We start from the raw sequence: 25,235 nt of genomic DNA, 5'->3' as shown, positions 1-25,235 counted from the left end.
CGCCCTCATTGCTGATACTTTCAAGCCTATCGCGCCCGCATTCATGCCCCTCACCAAGCGCCAGGCAACAATGTTGCCACTTTACTCAAGGGAATTCCCATGCTGATGAACCACGCTACCAGAGGCCCCGCCCCCCTCGCCCAGCGCCTGCGTCGTACCGCCATGCTGTGCGGCCTGGCGCTCTGCACCGCCAGCACCACACACCTGGCCCGCGCCGACCAGACACCCGCACCGGCTCTGGTGCATGTCAGCGCCAGCGCCAGCCTGGAGGCGGCGCCCGACAAAGCGACCATCCAGGCTCGCCTGTGGGAGAAGACGCCCGCGCGCAAGGTGGATGACAAGGCTCCCGACAGCAAGGCCGAGGGTCAGGCGGCCCGCAAGGCACGCGAGTCACTGGAATCACGCATGACGACCCTGATTCAGGCACTGGAGAAAGCGGGCATCGACAGCCGTCAGATCAGTGCCGGCAGCCTCAACCTGCGCCCTGAGCAGTACTACGAACGCAACAACGGTCAGCAGCAGCCCCAGCAATGGCGCCGTACACACCTCGAACGCCCGATCAGCCTCGTTCTCGATGACCTGGACAAGGTACCGGAAGTCATCGACCTGCTGCTGGGCGCTGGGGTCAATCAACTGGCCGGTGTGCAGTATCAGATCAGTGAACGGGACGCCCTGGAAGACAAGGTGTTGAAGGAGGCCTTGACCAAGGCACGCCACAAGGCACAGCTGATGGCCGAGACCCTCGGCGCGACCCTGGGCAGCGTGCAGTCGATCAATGAGTCCTCACACAGCCCACGCCCACAGATGATGGCAATGCGTGCCGACATGGCAGAAGCCAAGAGCAGCGGCAGTGAATACCGCCCCGGTGAGCTGAGCCTCGAGAGCAGCGTTCAGGTCAGCTGGCAGATCAAGTCTGCCGATTGAGGCAGTCGCGCAAAGCGTGGGCGAGTGATCAGCAGCAGTGATCACTGCTGCTGATCACTGCCATGAAAAAGACGCCAGCCGCAGAGTCTGCGACTGGCGTCTTTTTTTGCCCATGAGGCAGGCAATCAGCCGATCAGGCGCCCAGCTCCTGCTCGATCAGCGCCAGCGCCGCCAGCGGATCCTGCGCCTGGGTGACAGGACGCCCGATCACAAGATGGGTGCTACCGGCCGCCATGGCTTCACCGGGCGTCATAGTGCGCCGCTGATCACCGGCCTGCGCAAAGCTCGGGCGAATACCCGGCGTCACCTTGAGAAACTCAGGGCCACACAGCGCCTTGAGGCTCGGGGTCTCACGTGCGGAGCACACCACACCGTGCATGCCGCTCTGCTGGGCGAGGGCCGCCAGCCGCTCGACCTGTGAAAGCGGCGTGACATCCAGCCCGATACCGGCCAGATCAGCCTGTTCCATGCTGGTCAGCACCGTCACGGCGATCAACTGGGTGTCGAGGCCGCGAGTCGAGAGTGCCTCGGCGGCGGCCTGCATCATGCGCGCACCACCAGAGGCGTGGACATTGGTCATCCACACGCCGTGCTCCGCTGCCGCCAGCACGGCCTGGGCGGTGGTATTGGGGATGTCATGGAATTTGAGATCAAGAAAGACCTCGAAGCCGCGTTGATGCAGTGCCTTGAGAATCTCGGGACCCACACGCGTGAACAGCTCCTTGCCCACCTTGACGCGACAGCGGGCAGGATCCAGCTGGTCTGCCATGGCAAGCGCAGCTTTCATGTCCGGGTAGTCGAGGGCGATGATCAGGGGGGAAGTCGTGGCAGGCATCCGGGCTCCAGGCGATGTGGCAGGCGCAATGACGGGAGGTCATGGGCTCGGGGCAACATTATAGCGCTCGGCTCTATGGTTGTATGCCCAGGGAAAGACGAATCGAATCAGCAGGCTAACGCTCTTAGCACTTTCTTGCGTTGAGCGCAGAAAGCCGCGTAAGGATGAGAAATCGTTTAAATCTAAATGACTACAAACCTAATACCTGAGCCAGAGTATTTCTCGCGCAGGGCCTCGGGTGGTGGCTCCGCGCACACCCAATCGACCACCCTGATGTGAGCATAGGAAGCGACCATGAAAACCCTGCTAGGAACACTTCTCGTGACCAGCCTGCTGGTACTGTCACCGACCAGCCAGGCCGCAGACATGAACATCAACACCGCCACTGCCGCACAACTGACCGAGCTCAAGGGCATCGGTGACAAGAAGGCCCAGGCCATCGTCGAGTGGCGCAAGGCGAACGGCCCCTTCACCGACGTGTCACAGTTGACGGAAATCAAGGGAATCGGTCCCAATACGCTCAAGCGCATGGACACGACATTGACGCTGGGCGAGCCGGGCAAACCAGGAAAGATGACCTCGTCCATCAACACGAAGAGCCCATCGCTCAAGCAAGACGTGGCTACCCAGAAGAACCAGGCTGTCAAGAAAGGTCAGAGCATCGACAAGACCACTACCCAGAGGGTCGTCGACTCCCACAAGGAAGTCGAGAGCCTCAAGACTGCCAGCAACAATAGTTGAGCCGTCTCGCCAATCAGGCAACCTCGTGTCAGTTGCGGGGTTGCCTGCCCATCGACTCTCTTCCTCCTAGAGAACTGGCAAGAATTGGCAAGAATTGGCAAAAAAATTCAAATAGCGCACCGGCAAGCCAGCGTCTGCAAACGCGGTGCTCTAGCCATCCCCCTCTGAACCCCACAACCAAAAAAGCCGACCCGAAGGTCGGCTAGCGGGGTTTCCCCCTCCCCTGACGGCGAATCGGCACCTGCAAAAAAGCCCGATTCTGACAGCGGCCATCCTGGCCTGCCCCTTCCCCAAGGGGCTCCCTGAATGTCAGCCTCTGTCGGCAGCTGACACCTCTGCTTCTGACATCGATAGCTTTGATATCAACAGCTCTGATATCGCTAGCGCTTCCGCCTGTGCCGGCCTGCTGCGGCCTCGACAGGGACACTCTACCCCGCCACTCCCCGCGCGAATCTGATCTGCATCAAGTCCTGAAGGCTTCACGGATCGATCTTGGCGACTGGCGCGCAGCCGACTGATCCATATCAATTTTCTCCATCGCCATAGGCCCCAACAACAGACAGCCCCGCTGCCGAGGATTCCGGCAGCGGGGCTGTCTTTAGTTGAAAAGGGACTGCAACGAGGAGCTTGAGCGATACCCCTTTTGCAATGCCTACTTCAGCGACGCACCTTCTTGTCTTCGATCTCGGTATGGCTGACATCGAGACCGAGCGGATGACCGGCCGAGAGTTCGGCACGCGTGGCATCGCGCACATCCAGCACCTCGACTTCCCAGTTCAACGCCTGACCTGCCAGCGGATGATTGGCATCGACCTTGACCTGCTGCTCGCCGACTTCCAGCACCGTGACCGACCGCTGGCCTTCCGGCGTGCGGGCCTGAAAGCGCATCCCGGCGTTGATCTCGCCCGGGCCGAAGGCATCACGTCCGAAGTACTGCACCAGGCCTTCATCCCGCTCACCGAAACCTTCGGCTGGCGTCAGATTGACGACCTTGCGGTCGCCGACATCGCAGCCCTCAAGCGCTCTCTCGAGCGCTGCCAGAATATTGTCGTGGCCATGCAGGTAGTCCATCGGCTCACGCTCAAGGGAGCTATCCAGCACAGTGCCATCAGCGGTGCGCAGGGTGTAATGCAGGCTGACGACCTGCTGGGAAGTAATCGCCATGGGAACCACTCCAGAAGAAAGATGCAATGCGGTCTCGCGGATCAAGTCGGATGAGACAGGACGACAGCTCAGCTTTCGCTGCGCCGCAGCTGACGACTGGACAGCTCGACACGCTGTTGCTGATTGATCAGATTGAGCAGCACGATGACGCGCTCATCGCCCTTCGCGCTCTCGAAGACACCACTGAGCGAACTCAAGGGGCCATCGATGATCTCGACCTGCTCGCCGGCGCGGAAATAGACATTCTCCGGCGGTTGCTCCTGGCGTTGCTCGCCGCTGGCGATCAGGGCTTCCACCAGAGGCGTCGGCACCGCCGTCGGCGTGTTGCCGAAGCTGACCAGCTTGAGCACGCCACGGGTCGAGCGAATCGGACGCCAGTTGTCATCCATCTGATCAAGGCGTATGAACAGATAATAGGGGAAGAGCGGCTCTTCGACCCAACGCAGCTTGCCGCCGCGCTTCTTCTCCACCTCCAACAGGGGGTGGAAGACGTGAAATCCCTGATTGGTGAGGTTCTCCGCCGCACGGAAGGATTCCCCGCCCTTGCACTGGATAAGATACCAATGCGCCTTGGCAGCTTCTCGGGCTTCACTCATGATGACCTCTCATTGCCTGCCTGCCCCACTCATGCGTGTCTCGACCTGCATCATGCCTGTCGGCTGACCGGCAGGACAATGCATGGCTCTTGCCCTCAGGCAGTGCGACAATCCGGCCATGAATGACGCAAGCGGCAGATAGCCGCTCACCGTGCGTGTGACACGCGCGGCCACACCCTCTGCATGGACAGGCAAGGCTTTGACTTCAAAGGATTTACGCTTACTCGTTGGCCGTCATGGTATCACGTTCCTGATGGGCTTCGCCTCCGGGCTGCCACTGCTGCTGACCGGTAGCGTGCTGCAGGCCTGGATGACGGATGCCGGTGTCTCGCTTGACGCCGTGGGCCTGCTCGCGCTGGTCGGCCTGCCCTACACACTGAAGTTCCTGTGGGCGCCATTGCTGGACCGCATCATGCCACCGGTGCTTGGCCGGCGCCGTGGCTGGCTGATGATCGCCCAGCTGGCCCTGACCACACTGATCGCGCTGCTTGCCCTGCAGGACCCGCACATGTCGCCGCTGACCATGGGCACCATCGCGCTGGCGGTCAGCTTCTTCAGCGCCACCCAGGACATCGTGATCGACGCCTATCGGCGCGAACATCTGCCGGACAACGAGCTGGGGCTGGGCTCCAGTTTCTATGTCTATGGCTATCGCATCGGCATGCTGATGGCCTCGGCCGGCGGCCTGGTGCTGGCCGACATGATCGGCTTCCGCGTGACCTACCTGATCATGGCCGCGACCCTGGGCGCCTGCATGCTGGTGACGCTGCTGGCACCGGAGCCCGAGGCACAGGCCGCGCCGCGCGCCCATCATCTGCATGAGATCCTGTGGGACCCCATCCGCCACTTCATGAAGCGCGATGGTGCCATCTGGCTGCTATTGTTCATCCTGCTCTACAAGCTGGGCGATTCCGTGGCAGGCAATCTGACCACGCCCTTCTACAAGGACATCGGTTTCAGCAACTCGCAGATCGGCGCGACCGTGAAGCTGTTCGGCCTGTGGCCGTTGCTGGCCGGCACCTTCTTCGGCGGCCTGCTGATCATGCGTATCGGCATCTATCGAGCGCTCTGGTGGTTCGGCATCCTGCAGATGGTGTCGACTGCCGGCTTCGTGTGGCTGCATCACGTCGGTGATTCGCTGGCGTGGCTCGCGGCGGTGGTCGCCTTCGAGAACCTGGCAGCCGGCATGGGCAGCGCCGCCTTCATCGCCTTCATGGGCGCGCTGACCGACAAACGCTTCACCGCCGGCCAGTACGCGATGCTCTCATCGATCATGGGCCTGCCGCGCGTGGTGATTGCCGCGCCCTCCGGCTATCTGGCCGATGCGGCCGGCTGGGACAGCTTCTTCTGGATCTGCACGCTGGCCGCCATACCGGGCCTGTTGCTGTTGCTGCGCTTCCGCCACTGGGGCGCGATGCTGGCCACGCCACATAAGTCACCCGCCATGTCGGGCGAGTGACAACGTCGCGCAGGCAACCTGGAAAGTCCGAAAACAGCAGGAGAGCCCGAAAACACCAAGGCAGAACCACGAAACCCAGCAAGAAAGAATGAGGCAAGTCAGCCGGCGTCGTTGACACTGTAACAGCAGGTAAACGATGCTTATGCGGCATAGTGCATAAAGATAACAAGCTGCACCGCAGGCCCAGCTGGGACCAGGCGGTGACATCAAGCACAGGGAGCCCGTCATGCCCATCACCACCCGGATTCACGAAGGCATCTTGATCACGCCGCCTGCCCAGCTGACAGGCGAGCTCGCGCGCTATTTCCGCCAGGAGATGCTGGCGATGATTCCTGAGCACACTGGCACGCTGGCGGTGGACCTCAGCCATGTCGAGGCCATTGATGCCGATGGGCTCTCGGTGCTGGTCAGTCTGCATGATGCGCTGTCCCCGGCGGCGCTGGTGGTGGTTGAACCCTCGCCGGTCATGCAGACAGAGCTGGAGCGCGTGCGCCTGTTCGAGCTCTTCGATATCTACTATCAGCGCGACCCGCTGCTGGAGTCGAGCGGCGACACGCGGACAGGGCCTTCTCGTGAGGTAGCCTGATGAAACGCGATCTGACTCGGCCCAGCTCCCTTTTCCGCTCTCTTCGACGCCTGCTGGGCGTCGCGGTCACGGCCGGCCTGATGGGCGGCTGTACGCCGATCATGCTGGACGACACTCCCGCCGAAGATCACTGGCAACAGGCGACCCACTGGCCGCTGGAACTGCCTGCTCCTCATGCCGATGATCGCTTCATGCAACTGCCCGCGGGCGATGACCAGCGGTTGGCGGCAGGGGACCGACTGAGCGTCAGGGTCGCCGGCAGCGAACTCTTCGATGGCAGCTACGAGGTGGATCATGACGGACGCCTGCGCCTGCCGTGGCTCTCGCCGGTCGAGGCCTCCAACAGGACCATCGACACCCTGGCGGATGAGATCACTCGGCGTCTGGTGCAGGAAGAGCTGATTCGCCCGGGGCTGGCGCATGTCAGCATCCGGCTCGAGGAATGGGCGCCGCTGGCCGTCGCGGTGTCCGGCGCGGTGTTCTTCCCGGGCGAGGCGGTCATCAATACCCGCCTGCCCGAAGAGCGCATGGTGCGCCGCGATTTCGCCGGCGGCGATGCCAGTCAACAGCGCCGCCTGTCGGCGGCCTTGACCACGGCCGGCGGCATCCGCCCCGATGCGGACCTGAGCCATATCGAGCTGATTCGCGACGGCCAGACACAGATTCTCGACATGCGCGGCCTGATCGACGGCGAGTATGCCGCCAATCCCTGGCTGCGTGTGGGTGACCGCGTCCACGTGCCTTCCAGCGGCGCCTTCCAGGCCGCGCTGATGCGCCCCTCGCCTCTCACCGCGCCGGGCATCGTCATCTATGCCTCCAACCTGACCACCCCTGCCAACAACAACAACGTCAGCAATTACACGGTGTTGCGCTCGCAGGTGCCCTACGGCGTGCGCATGCTGCAGGGCGTGATCAATGCCAACTGCGTCGGCGGCATCCAGGCGACCTCCGGTTCACGTCGCGCGGTGCTGATCAGTACCAACCCGATGACGCATCAGCCGGTCGTGGTCGATCGCGGTATCGATGCCCTGCTGGCCAATCCGGCGGATGTGGGCGTCAATCCCTACCTGATGCCCGAAGATGTGGTCGGCTGCTATGACTCCGGTGTCACCAACATCCGTGATATCGCCCGCACGCTGACTGACCTGCTGACGCCGGCCACTCTGCTGTAACCCATCGCCTGTCCGTTGATGGAATGCGACTGATCACTACCACGCGACAAGGATGCGCATGTCAGAGTCCCGCTCACCCGACACACCACAAGACGCAGCCAAGCCCTCACTGGGACGCCGACTCCTGGGCGTCCTGCTGGGCTGGGCGGCGCGTGGCTCCAGCATGCGCCCGCGCACCCGCCGCGCGGCCTACCTGCTGCTGGCCACCGCCATCCTGAGTGTCATCTGGGGTCTGACCATCGCCTTCATCGCCGTGGCACCTGTCACCTACACCACCAGCTGGACAATGATCCTGCCGGGTACCGGCTCCGGCCTGTCGGTGAACTTCGAGAGCATTGGCCAGGCCAGCACCAGCGCCAACTCCTCCTACTCCAGCTCCTCGCTGGACCCCAAGGTCAACTATCGCGCCATCGCCGAGAGCCCTGCCGTACTGGAGCGTGCCGCAAGCACGGTCGACATGCATCCCGACGATTACGGCAAGCCCAAGATCAAGCTGACCGACCAGACCGCCCTGATCGCCTTCCAGACCAGCGCGCCGAGCGCCAAGGCCGCACTTGCTCGCGCCAATGCGCACATTGATGCCTTCAATGAGGTGATCGAACAGCTGCGCAATGATGAACAGGCGCGCCGCGAAGCCGTCATCCGCCGCTCGCTGGAGACCTACGACCGCACGCTCAAGGAAACCCAGCGCAAGCTGCTCGACTTCCAGTCCACCTCCGGGCTGGTCTCCATGGAGCAGTTCAAGGAATTGACGCTGAGTGTCGAGGCGCTCCAGGACACGCTCGAGACGCGTGATGGCGAGCTGTCAGCGCTGAATGCCCGGCTCGCCACCCTGTCCAGTCGCCTGGGGCTGGATGCCGGCCAGGCCGGTGGTGTGATCGCCCTGCAGCGTGACGCCCGCTATCAGGCGCTGCTGACTCAAGCCGCGGAGCAGGCGGCCAGTCTCGATGAAGCGCGTGGCAAATGGGGCGAGCGCAATCCGGAGGTCATCAATCTGGCCGCGGGGCTTGATTCCCTCGAGCGCTCGCTGGCCTCACGCATGCATCAGTTGCTGCCCCGCCAGACCTCGCGCAACCAGAATGCCCTGCGTGCCGCATCCGGCCATGCCAATCAGGACACCCTGGTCGGCGAGCTGATCACCCTGGATACCCAGCGGCGCGGCGTGATCAGCGAGCTTGCCACAGGGCGGGCCAATCTGGCGGCCCGCCAGCAGCGACTGGACAACAGTGTTGCCAAGGCCGCCCAGCTGCAGGACCTGCTGCGCGAGCAACAGGTCGCCACGGCGGTATACACCACGGCGTTGGCCAAGATTGACATCGGCCAGATCGACCCCTTCGCCAGCTACCCGATGCTGCAGATTCTCGATCCACCGCCACTGCCCGAGAAGGCGGATTCGCTGGGCATCAAGCTGGCCATCGTCGGCGCGCTGGCCGCGAGCGTCTTCAGCATCATCGGCCTGATCCTGCTGTGGATCAGGAAACCCTATCTGCTGCGCCTGCAGCAAAGCGTGTGAGCCGCCGATGTTTTCCCTGAAGGCGGGGCCGGCGGCGGATGTCCGCCCCGAGACCCCGGAAGAGCGCATCATCTGGTTCTCGATCACCGCGACCTATCTGTTCTACCTGATCGGTGGCCTCTACGTGCTGGCACCGGTGCTGGCATGGTCATTGGTGATGCGTGCCGCCTGGTTGCACCTCAAGGGCCGCCAGCACTTTCCGCGCCTGCCCTGGCCGCTATGGGTGTGGATCATCGGCATGATCGTGATGGAGTTCTCGCTGCTGGCCGGCCATCTGATCGAGAACCTCGGCACCGGCAAGCTGATCAAGTCCTCCATCGGTTGGGCCAAGGGCTGGGCGTTGCTGGCGGTCTTCCCGATCATTGGCTGTCTGGCGATCCGCCCGGCGGTGATCATTCGCGCGGCCATGCACGTCTGCCTGCACACCATGCTGTTGCTGCCGGTATTCGTCGGGGCCTGGCTGGCGGGGCTGCCCCAGGTGCCCTTCGTCTCGCCACTGCAGGCCATCGGTGGGCCGGGACCGGAATTCTTCGCCGTCTCGCTCTACGAGATCGATCCCGGCAGCGGCATGCCGCGCTGGCGACTGTTCACGCCCTGGGCCCCGGCGGTGGGCTTTGTTGCCAGCATCTATTTCGCCTGTGCCCTGCTGGAGAAGCACCCGATATGGAAGGCGATCGGCATCGGCGGCAGCGTGTTGATGATCCTGATGTCCGGCTCACGAATGGCACTGGTATCGCTGGTATTGATCAGCGTCGGTATGTTCCTGCTCAAGCGCCTGCACAAGCCGTGGCTTTGGTTCAGCTTCTCCGGCGTGAGCCTGATCGCCGGCTTTCTCGGCGCGCCGATTCTGGAAGCCATCGACAACTTCATCGCCGCCTTCAAGGGCTCGCGAGCGGACTCGACCCGCGTGCGCGCCGCGCTGGGGCGTATCGCGGTGGATCGCTGGCGCAATGAGGCACCCTGGTTCGGCCACGGCATCGTCGAGCGCGGACCGCACCTGGTGGAGTACATGCCGATCGGCTCTCACCACAGCTGGTATGGACTGCTGTTCGTCAAGGGCATCTTCGGGCTTTTCGCGCTGCTGATCCCGATGCTGGCCAGCCTGCTGCATCTGCTGCGCTTCGTGGTCGGCCGCCCTGTCGTGCAACTGGGCCTGATCATGGTCGGCCTGCTGTTCGTCTACTCCTTCGGCGAGAACCTGGAGATTCTGGCCTACCTGATCTGGCCGGGGCTGATCCTGATCGGCAAGGCGCACCAGCTGGCGGGCCTGCCCGCCAGCGAGGGGCATATCTACAACATGGGGCCGGTGGATGTGGAGAAGCCGCTTTCAAGGGCAGCGCCCGCCTCCGCCGATGCCGGCAGCAGCGACACGGCAACCTAGCCTGATCACGGGATAGTGGAACAAGGCTGCGCCAGATCACGCCAATTCATCAGTACATTGCGCTAGAGTGGCTACATCAGCCGTTCAAAAGCATGACTGACAAGACCAGATGCCTTCAAAGGGCACGACGAAGCCAGGGAGCCAGGCAATGGGAGCATTCACGCGACTCAAGATACGCCTGTCAGGTGGCGGAGAAGGCAGCAATGGCCGTCTGATCCGCAATCTGGCCTGGATGGGCATGTCGCAAGGGGTGCATCGCATCGCGCGATTGGGCGCGACCCTGGTGGCGGCGCGCATGATCGCGCCGGAGTCCTTCGGTATCGCCGCCATCGTGCTCACCGCGCACGAGATCATGCACGCCATCTCCAATGCCGCCGTGGTACCCGCCCTGGTGCAAGCCGGTCGCGAAGGATATGAACGCCTGTGTCGCGATGCCTACTGGTTCAACTGGGTGGTGTGCCTTGGCCTGATGGTACTGCAGATGGCACTGGCCCCGCTGCTGGCCTACCTCTATGACGCTCCCGACCTGACCCTGCCGCTGATGGCGCTGGCGCTGATCTTCCCGATGCTGCCCCCCGCCGCCATCAACGCGGCACGAATTCTGCGCAGCAACCGCCTGCACATCACGGCGCGCATCGAGATGGGCCAGAGCATCGGCGAGGCCGTCGGTGTGATGCTGCTGGCCGCCATGGGTGCCGGGTTCTGGGCCTTGATCCTGCCCAAGCTGATCGTGACGCCCATCTGGACCCTGACCTACCGCTGGTGCGAGTCATGGCGCATCGATGAGCGCCCCTCCACGCTGTGGTCGCGTCCGCTGATGAGCTTCGCGCGCCCGATGATGGGCGTCGAGGTGGTCTCGGTACTGCGTCAGCAAATGGATTACCTGCTGGTCGGCGCCCTGTTCGCCATGGACGTGCTCGGCGTCTACTTCTTTGCCTTCAATGCCGGACTCGGCATCAGCCTTGGCCTCTTGCGCGCCTACTCCACCGCCATCTTCCCACAGCTGTGCGGTGACATGACTTCCCGTGAGCGCATGGCACGCATGCACCACGGCATGCGTCTGTTCGCGCTGGTCGCCGTGCCCGCCATCATCGCCCAGAGCCTGCTGGCACCCTGGTATGTGCCGATCCTGTTCGGGGAGGCCTGGGTCGAGCGTGGTGCCCTGCCGATCCTGATCCTGATCTGCCTCTCCGCCCTGCCGCGCATTCTGCTCGACAGTTGCGGCCAGTTACTGCGCGCCCAGGGCATGCCCGGAGCAGACCTCAAACTGCAGATCTTCATGACGCTGATGCTCGGCGCCGGCATGTTCGCCGGCGTCCCCTTCGGCATCAATGGCGTCGCGGCCGGCATTCTGGTCGGCATCAGCCTGGCCGCCCTGCCCGGCTATCTGTGGACACGCCGGCTGATCCTCGCTCAGGACGGCCGGGTGACAGATGCGCCGCCACCAGATTCGCTAGACACACCAGACACACCTCACGCAGCAGCATCCACCGCATCGCTTTCCCCAGACAGGGACGTCCAGGAGGCCAGACCATGACCCCGACCTTTTCGGTCATCATGCCGATCTACAACGTCGAACGTTTCGTCGCGGCCGCCATCGACAGCGTGCTGGCGCAGGAGGATGGCGACTTCGAACTGCTGGTCGTCGATGACTGCTCCCCTGATGGCAGCCGGGCGATCTGCGAGGCCTACGACGACCCGCGCCTCACGCTGATCACGCATCCGGTCAATCGCGGCCTGGCCGGGGCACGCAACACCGGCGTGCGTGCTGCTCAAGGTCGCTATCTGGCCTTCCTGGACTCCGATGACATCTGGGAGCCCGCCAAGCTGGCGCGTCACCGCGAGCACCTCGAGTCACGCCCCGAGGTAGGTCTGTCCTTCTCGCGCTCGGCCTTCGTCGATGCCAACGGCGAACCGCTGGACTACTACCAGATGCCGAGCCTGACCGATATCACGCCGGGGCTGCTGTTCTGTCGCAACCCGGTGGGCAATGGCTCGGCACCGGTCATCCGCCGTGAGATTCTCGAGGCCATCGCCTTCGACTGTGAGGTCAAGGGAGGTGGCGTGCTGCCCTGTTACTTCGATGAGAGCCTGCGCCAAAGCGAAGACATCGAATGCTGGACACGCATTGCCCTCAAGACCGGCACCACGGTGGAAGGCATCCCCGAGCCGCTGACCCACTACCGGCTCAATGAAGGCGGGCTTTCGGCACAACTGGAACGCCAGTACCAGAGCTGGCTTGCGATCGTCGAGCTGACGCGCGCCTACGCGCCTGACTTCATCGAACAATGGTATCCCCGCGCCCAGGCCTACCAACTGCGCTATCTGTCGCGCCAAGCGATTCGCCTGCGTGACGGGGAGGCTGCCTGGGAGTATTGTCGCCGCGCCATCAAGGCATGGCCGGGCATCTGGAAGGCAGAATTCGGGCGCACCGCTGCCACGGCAGGGGCCGCCCTGATGCTGCGCGTGATGCCCAGAAGCCTCTATCTACGCTGTGAAGGGCTCGCCCAGGGGGTCATCGGCAAGGCACAGAAGAAGAAGATCGACAATGCGCCGCGCCCGCAGTCGGTCAGACCGAATCAACAGCGTGACGCTCATGAAGTGGAGACGCCATGATGAGCCAACCCATTGATCAGACTCTATTCACTACTGATCACGTCAAGACATTGCCACATGTCAGTGTACTGGGAGTGCCCTTCGTCAATACTGACCTGGAGACGGCACTGAATCTTCTGCGCGACTGGATCAGCAATCCCGAACCGCGCACCGTCAACTTCGTCAATGCCCACTGCCTGAACGTGGCCCAGGTCGATCGCTATTACATGCAGGTACTGCATGACAGCGACCTGCTGCTGCCTGATGGCAGCGGCGTCAAGATGGCCTGCCGCATGCTCGGCCAGGAGCTCGAAGCCAACCTCAATGGCACCGATCTGCTGCCCCACCTGTGCGACATGCTGGTGGCGGAGAACAAGCGCCTGTTCCTTCTCGGCGCCGCCCCGGGCGTGGCCGACAGGATGGCCGACAAGCTCCGCGAGCGATGGCCGATGCTCGAGATCAGTGGTGTACATCACGGTTTCATCGGCCCGGAAAGCATCGACGACGTGCTGGCGCAGATCAATCAGGGCACTGACCTGTTGCTGGTGGCAATGGGGGTGCCGACGCAGGAGAAGTGGATCTCGACCTATCGTGAGCGACTCGAGGTGCCGGTGGTCATGGGCGTCGGCGGTCTGTTCGACTTCTACTCCCAGCGCATTCCGCGTGCGCCGGACGTCGTACGCAGACTGGGCATGGAATGGGCCTGGCGATTGCTGATGGAGCCACGCCGCATGTTCAAGCGCTACGTGCTTGGCAACCCGAGCTTTCTGATGAGCGTGCGCAAGTATGGAGAAGAGGCGATTCCCGGCCGCGGCCTGTGGATGAAGTCACGCTCCAACTGGCGCCACTTTCGATGGCGAGTGAACAACTGGCTGACCCCGCGCGCACGCCGCGCCATGGATATCGTCGGCGCCAGCGGCGTGCTGCTGGTGCTGTCACCACTGCTGTTGGGCACGGTGCTGGCCATCCGCCTGGAATCGCCAGGCCCGGTGCTGTTCGGTCAGGAGCGTATCGGGCGTCACGGCAAGCCGTTCAAGCTGTGGAAGTTCCGCTCGATGTACATCGACGCCGAAGAGCGTCTGCGCGAACTGCAAGCCGCCAATGAGAGCGAAGGTGGGGTGCTGTTCAAGATGAAGCAGGACCCGCGCATCACGCGGGTGGGTCGGGTGATCCGCAAGCTGTCCATCGATGAACTGCCGCAGCTATGGAACGTGATGCGCGGCGAGATGGCGCTGGTCGGGCCGCGGCCCGCCCTCGCCCGCGAGGTGGCACTTTACGAGGCGCGCGCGCGCATGCGTCTCGATGCCACCCCGGGGCTGACCGGGCTGTGGCAGGTGTCGGGCCGCTCGGATCTGTCCTTCGAGCAACAGATCCATCTGGATCTCTTCTACCTGCATCGTCAGGGCATAAAGGAAGACATCAAGCTGCTGTTGCGCACGATTCCTGCCGTTCTGACCAGCCGTGGAGCCTACTGATGCGTGAGACTCCCTTTCTACTTCGGACTCCCTTTCTACTTCGTGCAGCGCTGCGCCGATATCACGACTCATGCCAAGGAGGTGTGCAATGCATGTGATCCTGTTGGCGGACCGTCTCGGCCAGGAAGTCGCGCCGATTGACCGCCGTTACTCGCCGGCCCTGCTGCCGATCGCCGGACGCAGCGTGCTGGAGCGCAACCTCGACCTGCTGGTCGGACGAGGCGTGACGCACATCAGCCTGATCATCGCCCGTGACCCCGAGTGGTTCCGCGCGCGTATCGCCGATGGCTCACGCTGGGGCATCGATCTCGACATTCTGCCGATGCCCGGCGAGCGAGACCCGCGCGAGCAGATCAAGCGGCTCGGCGCCATGGCCGCCCTGCCTGCTCCAGTACTACGTGCCGATGTGCTGCTGGTGCCAGAATGGTTCAAGGATGACAGCCTCGCGATCAGCGAGCAGGCCATGGCGTCGGGCGCGCCGGTCTGCCATCCAGCCAGCGTGGCAGACCCGACGCTCGATCGTCTTCACTGGCCGGAACTGCGTGACAATCCCCAGCTGGGACCTGCCCTGCTGGCCTCGCTGTCGCACTATCACACCCTGGTGATGCAGGCACTCGATGCCGCTGACTCAGGCCTGACACCGCATGGCGAACGTGGGGTATTGCCCGGCGAGCAGGACCTGCACCACGTCTACTACGCCGCCGGCGCAACCCGCCTGGATGAATCGCGCCTCACTGGCGGCTTCGCCGGCATCACCACCCATGTGGAACCCGGCGTGCTACTCAAGGGGCAATGCTGCCTGGAACAGGGCAGCTACGTGGAAGAAGGCGCCATGCTCGAGGACTGCGTCATCCTGCCTTTCACCCGCGTGCACGGTGGCCAGCAGGTCAACGCCGGCATCCTGTTCGAGGGCGAGGCACTCGACGGGACGGCCCCGCACTGGTTCAAGGACCGCCGCCAGGCAGGCGCCGCCTCGCAACGCGGTGTCGCCTACCGCAACCCGGCACGCCCTGAATGGCAAGAGCGGATTCTGGCGGCCCTGATTTCCCTGGCCACACGCCCCTTCGGCTCACGCTACAAGGAGCTTCGCCATCGCCTTCGCCAAGTGCAGGACAGCCGCATGCGGCTGTTCGGGGCACTGCCCGAGCGCTCGCCGCCCCCTCTGGACAGGGTCGGCATCAGCAGTGCAGGCGCCATCCAGCCCCCGGATTGGCGCGCCACACCGGACGCCTTCGCCGCGACGCTGGAGGCCATCCAGGTCGGCCAGACGCCGGGGCTACGCAGCGCCCTTCGCGAAGCCTGGCGTCTGCGCCAGCAAGGCAAGCAGCAGTGATCGCGCCCGTTCATGCTTCCCCCTGAACTCGCCTCGCGCTACAGGACGAGACACAAAAACCCCGCAGTGCCTTGGCACTACGGGGTTTTTTCATACGAGCCTCGTCATACGGGGCCTTGTCACACGAGGACTTGCCATACGAGCGCTTGCGATCACTCGCCAGGTAGCATGAGCGGCCTTTGACACCGACTCAGCGATGCTTGGCCAGCCAGGCAAGCGCGCCCTCGCTGCGCTTCCACTGGTCGCGCATCAGGGTGCGATACTGCCAGGCCTCGCCACGCGTGCCGGGTTCCGGCGCTTCCACCGCCAGACTCACTGGCCGCGGATGCTCCGCCAGCAGCAGGCTGATCAGATGCGAATTGGCTTCCCGCACGATCTCGAGTGCCTGCTCGGCATCCTTGTCGCGCCCCAGTCGGTAGAGCGCCAGCACCTGGCCCATCAGGATGCCCAACAACGGCATTTCCTCATCGACGGCACGTCGCTCGATATCATGCTCGGCGAGGGTCACGGCCTCGTCGTTGCGGCCTTCGCGCAGCAACTGATCCAGTACCAGCTCACGCAGGCCGAGGCTGTCTTCCTCGTCGAGCTTGAGCAGGCGCTCCGCCAGCTGGCGCGAGCGCTCGCGCTCGCCGCGCTCCATGCCGATCACCAGCCCCAGTCCACAGCGCAGCAACTGGGCGTTGTCGCCATCTTCCCAGCGCAGCAGGCCGCCGGCCTGTTCGATCTGATCGAGCCAGCGATCGAAGCGCTGTGCCAGCGGCACGAAGAAGGTGTCCGACATCCACGGCAGGCTACCGAAGCGACTGGCCAGCGCCAGGATCAGCCCCTGACACACCGCCGGAACGTCCAGCCATTCTGGGCTGGCGCACAGCTGCTGCAGCCATTCGTTGGGGTCCTGGGCATCCCAGGGATCGATATCCAGCGCCAGTGCCGCCTCTTCCTCGATACGCGCCGGGAAGACAGCCTCCCAGAGACCGAGTGTCACGGCCTGCTCCGCATTCTGACGGAACAGCAGACTGCCATCTTCCTGCGTTTCCAGCGCCAGACGCGGCGGATGCTCGATCACCTCGAACAACGCCTGCAGGGCGGCCAGTGAATCCGACAGGGACTCATCGGAATTGACCATCTGCTCGGCGAGCGTGGCACGCGGGTTTTCGGCCAGATCCGCCAGGAATTCCAGCTGACCGGGCTCGATGTCCTTCTGCTTGGACAGACGACGCCACCAGAAGCGCGCGCGATCCTGCGCCTCTTCCGGCTGACCCTCGTGCAGCAGCAGCATGGCTTCGATATACGCAAGCGTCGGCGAATCGGGCAGCGTCTGCTGGGCACGAATGAAGGCGGCGCGCGCCGAGCCGAGATCATCGCTGTCCAGATGTAGCAGACACTGATGCTCCAGGGCGACGCCGCGCAGGAAGGCAGGGCCACGCTCGAGTACCTCATCGAGCAGCAGCGCCTTCTTGCGGGTGAAGCCGCGCTCCTGATAGAGATCCAGCAGCAGTTCGAAGCCAGGCTCGGCCTGCTCGGGCAGGCGCGACCAGTCGCTGGTATCGAACAGCGCCTCCATGATCTGCTGGGCCCGTCCGCGATTGCCGCTCTCGGCGCTGATCAGCCCCGCCTCGAGCAGCGCCTGCGCCGGCGCGAGACCGGAGGCCAGCGCCGCCTTGAGCTGTTCGCCCTTGAACTCGCGCAGCGACAGCATCCACATCAGATGATCCGGAATCGCCGGCAGCTGCACCTTGTCGCAGCACTGCTTGTACTTGCGCCCCGAATCACACCAGCAAGGCTCGTTGCGTCCCGGCGGTGCCAACGACTCGCGCGCGAAGTCGAGTCGCACCAGCGGAGTCTGGCTCCATAGCACCGGCGCCAGCGCTACCGCCAGCGCTTCGTCGCCACCGCTGTAGTTCACGCCCTCCGAATGCGCCCACTGCATGAAGGCAGGAAAGGATTCATCGGCGCGGATGGCATCAAGTGCCCCACTGGCGTAACTCAAGAGCCGTTCGACCCACTCGGCAAGCATGGCATCTCCCTAGAAAAGCGTTTCACAGCCCCGTCGGAGCCTGCGAATCAAGAGTCGAAGTCTATCATGAGGAGGCCACGCCCCTCATCGTTCACTCACTCAAGCGACTGACACAGCGATAACCTGAGGCCTTGAGCTGTTCGGCCAGGCAGGCGATATGCGCGGGGCCCACCTCACAGCAACCGCCGACGATACGAATACCGGCATTGACCCACCCCAGCGCATGCGCCGCGTATTGCTCCGGCCCCAGGTCTTCGCGCGCCTTGAGGTCCTTGACGGTGCCGCCGGGGGTGAGCGCCGCGATGGAGGTGAAGCCGTTGGCATAGGCACCGGTCGGCAGCGGGCTGGCCAGCAGATTTTCCAGACTACCCTGAATGGCTTCCGGCGCGCTGCAATTGATCAGGATCGCGTCCACGCCCATCGCTTGCAGCATGCTGATCGCGTCGGCCAGCGGCTCCCCGCTGCGCAGGGTCGCGGTCAGATCATCCTTCACCGTCAGCGAGACCCACACCGGCAAGCCGCTCTCGAGTGCAGCGGTGGCAGCAGCGCGCGCCTCAACGCAGGAAGAGAGCGCCTCACACAGCAGGACATCGACCAGCGGCGCCTGCAATTCCACCAGCCGGCGATAGCTGGCCAGGGATTCCTCGGCATCCGGTGCGACATCGGGGCGATAGGTGGCGACCAGCGGCGGCAGGCAGCCCGCCACGCGCACATCCGTCTCGCCACTCAGGGCGATGGCATCCCGCGCGGCCTTGCCAGCGGCAGCATGGATGGCAGCGATGGACTCACCGACACCCGCCAGGCCCAGACGCTGCGGGGTGGCCGTGTAGGTATTGAGCGTGATGAGGCGCGCACCGGCACGAATGAAATCCAGGTGCAGGTCACGCACCAGCTCAGGCTGGTCCAGCATCACCTGAGACGACCACAGCGGCGTCGGCTCACGACCGCTACGGCGCACCAGTTCCTGTCCCATGCCGCCGTCCAGCAGCACGACTTCAGCCCCGTCGCCTGCCCCCTTTCCTGCTTCCAAGACTCGTTCCACACAACCTCCAGAGCTTTTTGATGTCCTAGCGTGAGCCTGACGACCTGGCGAGACCCGCTGGCCAGTCAGTGGCGGGCGAAATTCTACCACGCCCGCCCCGCTTGCGGCCCTTGCTCACTGGAGCCAAAAGGCTGCCCAATGCTACTGTTGACGGCATTCTTTGCTGCGCTCGAGGCTCGTGCTCACGAACCTCTCGGCAGTCCAGTCGTGCCAGATGCCCCATCCCGTTCAATCAAGGAAACCTGCCTTGCTGTTGCCGAGCCTCTTTCGTCCCCGAGCCAACACTGCAAATGACGCGCCCCAGGTGCGTCTGGAGCGTGAGGGCCGCGACGAGATTCGCCGCATTACCCAGGCCGTGGAGCGCGTACCCTGGTCGGTGAGTCTGATGCAGATCCTGTGGACCGCAGGCCCGGTGACGCTGATCGGCGCCTGGGGTGGCTATCTGCTCGGTTACGGCAAGGAACCGACCTTCGAGAACTACATCTTCTTCATCTCCTACACCGTCATCACCGGTGTCGCGGGCATCGTGGCCAACATCGCCCACAACCTGACCAGCTCACGGCGCTATGACCGTACCGAAGCCAAGATCGAGCGCGTCATCGACACCGTGCCGGAGCTGATCCTCGCCACACGCAACCTGATCGTCGAGAGCCTCGAAGGCGATGCCCGCCGGCGTGAAGCGGCGGCCATGTTGCTGCGCAAGCAGGACCTGGCACCGGAAGGGGTCGAGCTGGCGGCGCTGGAGCTGCTCGATGACCGTGATGCCGCACGCATCATCAGCCAGATCGACGTCTATCGTCGCGTGGGCCTGCATGCGCGTATCCGCGACATGAACAGCCTCAACCGCGAATGGCTCGAGCCCCAGTTCAATGAGCTGGCCGAGCTGGCCCCCGAGGCCATCGGTCTGCTGCGTGAGCGCTTCGAAGGGCGCGCGCCCGACCTGCACAGCGGCGTGCCGCGTGACGAGAACTTCATCGAGCGTGTGCTGGCCGCCATCGAGCAGGACAACGACCTGCTGATGACCCTGCAGGACGTGGAGGAAATGCTGATTCTGGCCTTCGAGCTGATCAGCGGGCGCAAGATTCCGCTGCTGACCTTCGAATACCGTGGCCGCTGGAAGCTGGCGCGCGCGCTGGACAACCTCGAGCATGCCCGCTCGCGTTACCGCATTCGTCAGGCCACCGGCCTGTCACGCCTCAAGGCACTGACGGTCTATCTGGCCGAGCAGTCCGGCACTCTGGTGGAGGATGCCGCCTCCGGCCTGCGCGCCGAGGTACTGCTGGAACGCTCCACCCAGGCGATGGACGCCCTTGCCGAGCAGGTGACGCATCTGGCGATCGCGGTCAATGAGGGCGATCGTGAACACCGCACCGCACTTCGCTCACGCGCCGACATCCTCACCAACGCCATCCGCCTCTACAAGACGGTGACCAATGCCTATGAGCAGGTCGGTCGCAGCCACGCCGTCTTCCTCAAGATGTCCAATCGTTGGGAAAACATCGCCTCGCAGATGTCCGATGACGCCACCCGCCTGCGGGTCGGTCCGGGCCGTCGTGGTCTGCGCATCCAGGAAAAGACCATCGCGCTTGACGATGAAGCCAAGGCGGAGGTCTGCAAGCATCTTGCCGATCACTTGAACGAGAGCCGCATCAAGCGCGTCGACAGCGAGATCGCCTACCAGGCGCGCGAGACGGTGCTGCGCGTCGGTGTCGACAAGGCCAAGGCGATGGCGGTCGAGATCGCCCTCGCGCTGGAGCCCCACATACACCTGTCACGCCCGGCCGTGCAGCGCGCCATCAATGGCTCCAACGCCGCCTATTTCGGCCAGCTGGAGCCCAATCAGTCCGCGGCAGCCAAGGCGGCCCTAGGCAGCGCCATGGTGCGCGAGATCGACGATGACCTGTCACGCACCGCCGAATCACTGGCCATCGCGCTGGTGCGTCACTACCGTGTCGACCTTGAGCCGCTGGCCATCGAGTTCCTGCGCGACACCTTCGGCGCCCGTGAAGCGACACTCAACATGCTCAGCAACTATCAGCCCACCGATCACCACCCGGTCAGCTATCTCTCCAATCGCCCCCCGCTGATCCAGACCGCCAACCGCGACTGGTATCGCGCCCTCGTCCAGGCACGTCGTGCGCTCGGCGACGATTGATCCCCGCCTCGGGCCAACGGCATACTGTATGGATCATCATATCGACAGCCTATGACCGCAGGATGCCCGATGCGTCTGATCATCGCCGAAAAGCCCAGCCTCGCCCGCGCCATTGCCGAGGCGCTGCCCGGACGCTCAAGCAAGCGCGACGGCTATATCGATGCCGGTGACACCCGTGTCACCTGGTGCATCGGCCACCTGCTGGAGCAGGCCCCGCCGGATGACTACGACGAGCGCTTCAAGCGCTGGTCGCTGGATCATCTGCCGATCATCCCCGAGCAATGGAAACTCAAGCCGCGCAGCCAGGCGCGCGGTCAGCTCAAGATCATCCGCGAGCAGCTCAAGCTGGCCGATGAGGTCGTGCATGCCGGCGACCCTGACCGTGAAGGCCAGCTGCTGGTACAGGAAGTGCTGGAGCACATGCGCTGGCGCGGGCCGGTCAAGCGTCTGCTGATCAGTGACATGAATCGCCCCGCCGTCAGCCGTGCCCTCAACAAGCTGGACGACAATCAGCGCTGGCAGCCGCTCTATGAAGCCGCGCTGGCGCGACAGCGCGCCGACTGGCTGTATGGCATGAACCTGACCCGCGCCTGGACATTGACCGGGCGCCAGGCTGGCCATGACGGTGTCCTGTCGGTAGGCCGTGTGCAGACGCCGCTGCTGGGGCTGGTCGTGCGCCGTGACGAGGAAATCGAGGCATTCGAGCCCCGCACCTTCTTCCCGCTGTGGATCGAGGCTGGCGTAGCGGCGGGCAGCTTCAAGGCCTGGTGGCATGCACCCAGCTCACCCTGGCTGCAACGTCTGGCGGACAAGGGCACCCCGCTGCCACTCGATGACAAGGGTCGCCTGCTGGATAGCCGCCCCGCCGAGCGCCTCGCCCGCCATCTCGCGACCTTGACCACCCTCGGCGATGGCCATGTCGAAAGTGTCGAGGCCAGCGACAAGTCTCAACCCGCACCGCTGCCCTACTCGCTCTCGGCGCTGCAGGTCGATGCTGCGCGCCGCTTTCGCCTGCCCGCCCAGAAGGTACTCGACACCTGCCAGGCGCTTTACGAGCGTCATCAGCTGATCACCTACCCGCGCTCCGATTGCCGTTATCTGCCGCGTGAACATCACGCCGGCATGGCCAATCTGATGATCAGCGCCTGCGTGGGCGACCGCGAGCTTGAACGCTACAGTGGTGACGCCGATTTCAGCCTGCGCTCGCGCGCCTTCAATGACAGCAAGGTCAGCGCGCACCACGCCTTGGCGCCGACCGGACGCGAGCCGGACTATGCGCGCCTCTCGCGCGATGAGGCCAATCTCTACCGCATGATCACGCGTAACGTGCTGGCCCAGTTCTATCCGGCCTATCGCTATCGCGAGGTCAAGGTCGAGCTGCGCTTCGCCAAGGAGCCCTTCCGCGCCAGTGGCCGCAGCGTCATCGACGAGGGCTGGAAGGTGCTGTTCCAGCGCACTGCGGAGGCCGGGGAGGCCGCTGACAAGAAGGCCTCAGACAAGAAGACCTCTGACAAGAACACAGCCGCCGACGACAAGACCCCGCCGCCGCTGCCCGCCCTGACGGCAGGCGAACCGGCCTGCGTGCTCGACTGCGGTATCGAGGAGAAGGAGACCCGGCCGCCGGAGCCCTTCAACGACGCCAGCCTGATCCAGGCGATGATGAACATCGCCCGTTACGTCGAGGATGAAGCGGTACGGCGCACCTTGCGCGATGTAGACGGCCTGGGCACCGAGGCGACACGCGCCGGCATGCTCGAGACGCTGATCAACCGCGGCTATCTGGTGCGAGAAGGCCAGGCGATGCGCTCGACGCGTATCGGCCGCGCCTTGATCCACGCGCTGCCGGATGCCGTGTCGCGCCCGGAGCGCACCGCTCAGTGGGAGCAGCGCCTGAGCATGATCCACGAGCAGGGCGATCCGGCGGCCCCCTTCCTGAGCGAGCTGATCGTGGACCTGCGAGCGCTGCTCGCCGATAGCTCCGCCAGTCGTCTGAGCACGGCATTGGCCAGCGTCGGGGGTGCGACACCCGCGCCGCGCAAGGGCAGTGGCAAGAGCGGTTCGCGTCGCAAGGCCACGTCCTACAAGAAGCGCGCGTCCGGCAGCTCTTCTGGCAAGGCAGCTTCTGGCAGCTCTTCTAGCAGCAATAGGGACGGTGCTTCTCGTAAAAGTGCCTCATCCAGAAGCCCCCGCAAGCGAGCGACTGGGTCACGGCGCAAGACCGATAGCTGACAGCGGGTCAGGTGGAGTACCACCGGCCTCCTCTTGCGCTCACCTGCTCTGCTCTCCATGACAAGATGACGAATATGCACACAATGACTGATCCGGAAGATAACTGGCTGTGGATCATCGGTCCGGGGGCCATCGGGCGCCTGCTGGCGGCTTCGCTGATGGCAGCACGCCAGCGAGAGCTTCGTGAGCAGGGAACATCCGCGCTACCGCGTGTCTTGCTGCTGGGGCGCCAGGCAATGGCAGGGCAGGCGGTCGCGCTCGAGATGACCACGCCAGAATCACACCCTGTTATCGAAAAGATAAGCTATTCAACAATTGACACACTGCAAGGCCTGCCATCCAGAAAGCCCTCTGCCATCTGGCTGACGACCAAAGCCCACGATGTACCCGCCGTGTGGCAGCAACTGACACCACATATCACGCCCGAGATTCCCGTGACCTGCTGGCAGAATGGCCTGAGCGCTCAGCCGTGGCTGGCCGAACGCCACGCCAACCTGCTATGCGCCAGCACCACCGAAGGCGCCTGGCTGCCAGCCGAGACCGGCGCAAGCGCGACGCCTGACACTGACGCAACAACAAAGGAACTCCAGCACCTTGCCGTGCAACATGCCGGGCGCGGCCACACCTGGCTAGGCGCATGGCAGAGTGACGGCTACGGCGATCTCGGCCGTCAGTCCCACCAGGCCGCTCTCTTGCAATGTGACTGGCTCAGAGCAGCAGGGTTTGCATGCGAACAGACACCGGACATCAAGACTCGCCTGTGGCACAAGCTGGCGATCAATGCGGCGATCAATCCCCTGGTGGCACGCTATCGCATTCGCAATGGCCAGCTGCGCGACCGGCCATTTGCGCCAATGGTGCGCCAGGCGGTCGAGGAGATCAGCGCGGTACTGGATAGCGAAGGCATCTCTACCCCGGGGGAAGGCTGGCAGGCGCTGGTCGAACAGGTCATCCGCGCGACCGCCAACAATCGCGCCTCGATGCTGCAGGATGTGCTCGCCGATCGCCCTACCGAGGTCGAGGCGATCCTTGGCCCATTGCGCCGCACTGCCGCCCGACATGGGATGGCCCTGCCCTTGCTGGATGACCTCTACTGTCAGCTGAGCACGCCGCAGCGCTGAAACCAGCATCACGACCAGCCCAGCGACTCCAGCCAGACAAGTTAGCCTCGCCTCTCTCCCCAGATGACGCGCATAAAAAAGACCCGCCTCGTGAGAGACGGGTCACAAGCAACAGCCAAGCTGTCGAGAGAGAGCAGTACTGGCAGCCTGTCAGCCTCAAGCACGACGGCGTGCATGACGTTGGCAGGCAACCGCTGGATCAGTGGCCAGCACTCATCCAGATATCAGGCTTCAGCGGTGGAAACGCTCTGAGGCTTCACGCGCCAGCTCGCGGATACCATCCCAGTCACCCACATCGATCAATTTCTGCGGCGCGACCCAGCTACCACCGACACACATCACGTTCTTGAGCGCGAGGTAGTCGGCGGCGTTGCTCAGGGAAATACCGCCAGTCGGGCAGAAGCGAGCTTCGCTGATCGGGCCACCGAAGGACTTGATCGCATTGACGCCGCCCGCGGCTTCCGCTGGGAAGAACTTGAAGCGACGGTAACCGTACTGCCAGCCCGTCATCAGCTCCGAGACGGTCGCGACGCCCGGCAGCATCGGCACGCTGCTGGTCACGCCGTACTGGTACAGCGCTTCGGTGGTGCCCGGCGTGACGATGAAGTCGACGCCCAGCTCTTCCACCTGGCGATACTGTTCCGGCGTCAACACGGTGCCGGCACCGATGCTGGCGTTGGGCAGCGCTTCACGCATCAGGCGGATGGCTTCCAGCGCGCAGTCGGTACGCAGCGTGACCTCCAATACGGTCAGGCCACCTTCGTAGAGGGCCTTGCCCAGCGGTACGGCGTCCTCGATGCGCTCGACGGCGATCACCGGCAGCACGGAGGCTTTCTGGCAGATGCTGTCGATCTCGGTGGTGCGAGTCGACGGAAGCTGTTTTTCAAAGCTCATGGC

The 25,235-nt window shown here is 64.0% G+C and carries 20 protein-coding genes; 14 read left to right on the top strand and 6 right to left on the bottom strand.

Translation table 11 applies throughout. From position 1 onward, the window contains the following. The first annotated feature begins 99 nt into the window (after positions 1–99). Complete coding sequence (locus tag NH396_RS06580) at positions 100–924, top strand: SIMPL domain-containing protein (RefSeq protein WP_253062347.1); 825 nt, start codon at positions 100–102, stop codon at positions 922–924. A 133-nt stretch (positions 925–1,057) separates the two neighbouring features. Here NH396_RS06580 and pyrF read toward each other — a convergent pair whose 3' ends face one another. Next, positions 1,058–1,759 carry an orotidine-5'-phosphate decarboxylase gene (gene pyrF, locus NH396_RS06575; protein WP_253062337.1) on the bottom strand — a complete coding sequence of 234 codons (702 nt, stop codon included), beginning with the start codon at positions 1,757–1,759 and terminating at the stop codon, positions 1,058–1,060. 294 nt (positions 1,760–2,053) lie between these two features. On the opposite strand from pyrF, the gene NH396_RS17025 reads away from it, so the two are divergent. After that, positions 2,054–2,500: a helix-hairpin-helix domain-containing protein gene (locus tag NH396_RS17025; RefSeq protein WP_290441710.1), complete on the top strand. Its 447-nt coding sequence runs from the start codon at positions 2,054–2,056 to the stop codon at positions 2,498–2,500. Positions 2,501–3,157: 657 nt separating this feature from the next. Here NH396_RS17025 and NH396_RS06565 read toward each other — a convergent pair. Beyond that, on the bottom strand, positions 3,158–3,664 hold the full coding sequence (locus NH396_RS06565) for a peptidylprolyl isomerase (protein ID WP_253062335.1): 507 nt from the start codon (positions 3,662–3,664) through the stop codon (positions 3,158–3,160). A gap of 68 nt (positions 3,665–3,732) precedes the next feature. Beyond that, positions 3,733–4,260, bottom strand: a complete 528-nt coding sequence (gene rfaH / locus NH396_RS06560; RefSeq protein WP_176676340.1) for a transcription/translation regulatory transformer protein RfaH — start codon at positions 4,258–4,260, stop codon at positions 3,733–3,735. 253 nt (positions 4,261–4,513) lie between these two features. Between rfaH and NH396_RS06555 the strand changes: the two genes are divergently transcribed. From NH396_RS06555 to NH396_RS06515, 9 genes are all read left to right on the top strand, one after another. Beyond that, positions 4,514–5,719 carry an AmpG family muropeptide MFS transporter gene (locus tag NH396_RS06555; protein WP_253062333.1) on the top strand — a complete coding sequence of 402 codons (1,206 nt, stop codon included), beginning with the start codon at positions 4,514–4,516 and terminating at the stop codon, positions 5,717–5,719. 226 nt (positions 5,720–5,945) lie between these two features. Then, positions 5,946–6,305: an STAS domain-containing protein gene (locus NH396_RS06550; RefSeq protein ID WP_176676338.1), complete on the top strand. Its 360-nt coding sequence runs from the start codon at positions 5,946–5,948 to the stop codon at positions 6,303–6,305. Next, positions 6,305–7,477, top strand: coding sequence for a polysaccharide biosynthesis/export family protein (locus NH396_RS06545; protein ID WP_176676337.1), 1,173 nt, complete (start codon positions 6,305–6,307; stop codon positions 7,475–7,477). The genes NH396_RS06550 and NH396_RS06545 overlap by 1 nt, the downstream gene beginning before the upstream one ends. A gap of 58 nt (positions 7,478–7,535) precedes the next feature. Continuing rightward, positions 7,536–8,990, top strand: coding sequence for a hypothetical protein (locus NH396_RS06540; protein ID WP_253062331.1), 1,455 nt, complete (start codon positions 7,536–7,538; stop codon positions 8,988–8,990). 7 nt (positions 8,991–8,997) lie between these two features. After that, complete coding sequence (locus NH396_RS06535; protein ID WP_253062322.1) at positions 8,998–10,371, top strand: O-antigen ligase family protein; 1,374 nt, start codon at positions 8,998–9,000, stop codon at positions 10,369–10,371. A 148-nt stretch (positions 10,372–10,519) separates the two neighbouring features. Then, positions 10,520–11,908, top strand: a complete 1,389-nt coding sequence (locus NH396_RS06530) for an oligosaccharide flippase family protein (protein WP_253062319.1) — start codon at positions 10,520–10,522, stop codon at positions 11,906–11,908. Continuing rightward, on the top strand, positions 11,905–12,987 hold the full coding sequence (locus NH396_RS06525) for a glycosyltransferase family 2 protein (protein ID WP_253062317.1): 1,083 nt from the start codon (positions 11,905–11,907) through the stop codon (positions 12,985–12,987). Before NH396_RS06530 ends, NH396_RS06525 begins: the two co-directional genes overlap by 4 nt. Further along, positions 12,987–14,441: a WecB/TagA/CpsF family glycosyltransferase gene (locus tag NH396_RS06520; protein ID WP_176676333.1), complete on the top strand. Its 1,455-nt coding sequence runs from the start codon at positions 12,987–12,989 to the stop codon at positions 14,439–14,441. The genes NH396_RS06525 and NH396_RS06520 overlap by 1 nt, the downstream gene beginning before the upstream one ends. An 88-nt stretch (positions 14,442–14,529) precedes the next feature. Further along, entirely contained in the window at positions 14,530–15,774 is a 1,245-nt protein-coding gene (locus NH396_RS06515) for a hypothetical protein (protein WP_253062315.1), read from the top strand. 190 nt (positions 15,775–15,964) lie between these two features. Here the strand turns inward: NH396_RS06515 and NH396_RS06510 are convergent, their stop codons facing one another. Both NH396_RS06510 and NH396_RS06505 read right to left on the bottom strand, forming a co-directional pair. Then, positions 15,965–17,791: an SEC-C domain-containing protein gene (locus NH396_RS06510; RefSeq protein ID WP_253062313.1), complete on the bottom strand. Its 1,827-nt coding sequence runs from the start codon at positions 17,789–17,791 to the stop codon at positions 15,965–15,967. A 91-nt stretch (positions 17,792–17,882) separates the two neighbouring features. Next, positions 17,883–18,821: a homocysteine S-methyltransferase family protein gene (locus tag NH396_RS06505; RefSeq protein ID WP_253062311.1), complete on the bottom strand. Its 939-nt coding sequence runs from the start codon at positions 18,819–18,821 to the stop codon at positions 17,883–17,885. A 259-nt stretch (positions 18,822–19,080) separates the two neighbouring features. Between NH396_RS06505 and NH396_RS06500 the strand changes: the two genes are divergently transcribed. From NH396_RS06500 to NH396_RS06490, 3 genes are all read left to right on the top strand, one after another. Further along, positions 19,081–20,988 (top strand): hypothetical protein, encoded by a 1,908-nt coding sequence (locus tag NH396_RS06500; protein WP_253062309.1) that lies wholly within the window; start codon positions 19,081–19,083, stop codon positions 20,986–20,988. Between the two features lie 69 nt (positions 20,989–21,057). Beyond that, a complete protein-coding gene (locus tag NH396_RS06495; RefSeq protein ID WP_253062307.1) occupies positions 21,058–23,217 on the top strand; it encodes a DNA topoisomerase III in 2,160 nt (719 codons plus the stop codon). 74 nt (positions 23,218–23,291) lie between these two features. Next, the gene (locus tag NH396_RS06490) at positions 23,292–24,338 is read left to right on the top strand and encodes a 2-dehydropantoate 2-reductase (RefSeq protein WP_253062305.1); all 1,047 of its coding nucleotides are present in this window, start codon (positions 23,292–23,294) and stop codon (positions 24,336–24,338) included. A 231-nt stretch (positions 24,339–24,569) separates the two neighbouring features. Here NH396_RS06490 and NH396_RS06485 read toward each other — a convergent pair whose 3' ends face one another. After that, positions 24,570–25,232, bottom strand: a complete 663-nt coding sequence (locus NH396_RS06485; protein ID WP_176676329.1) for a bifunctional 4-hydroxy-2-oxoglutarate aldolase/2-dehydro-3-deoxy-phosphogluconate aldolase — start codon at positions 25,230–25,232, stop codon at positions 24,570–24,572. Positions 25,233–25,235 lie beyond the last annotated feature (3 nt).

Source organism: Cobetia sp. Dlab-2-AX (assembly GCF_024124625.1).
Taxonomy (GTDB): domain Bacteria; phylum Pseudomonadota; class Gammaproteobacteria; order Pseudomonadales; family Halomonadaceae; genus Cobetia.
Note: the sequence above shows the minus strand (reverse complement) of the source record. Positions and strands in the feature narration are given on the sequence as shown.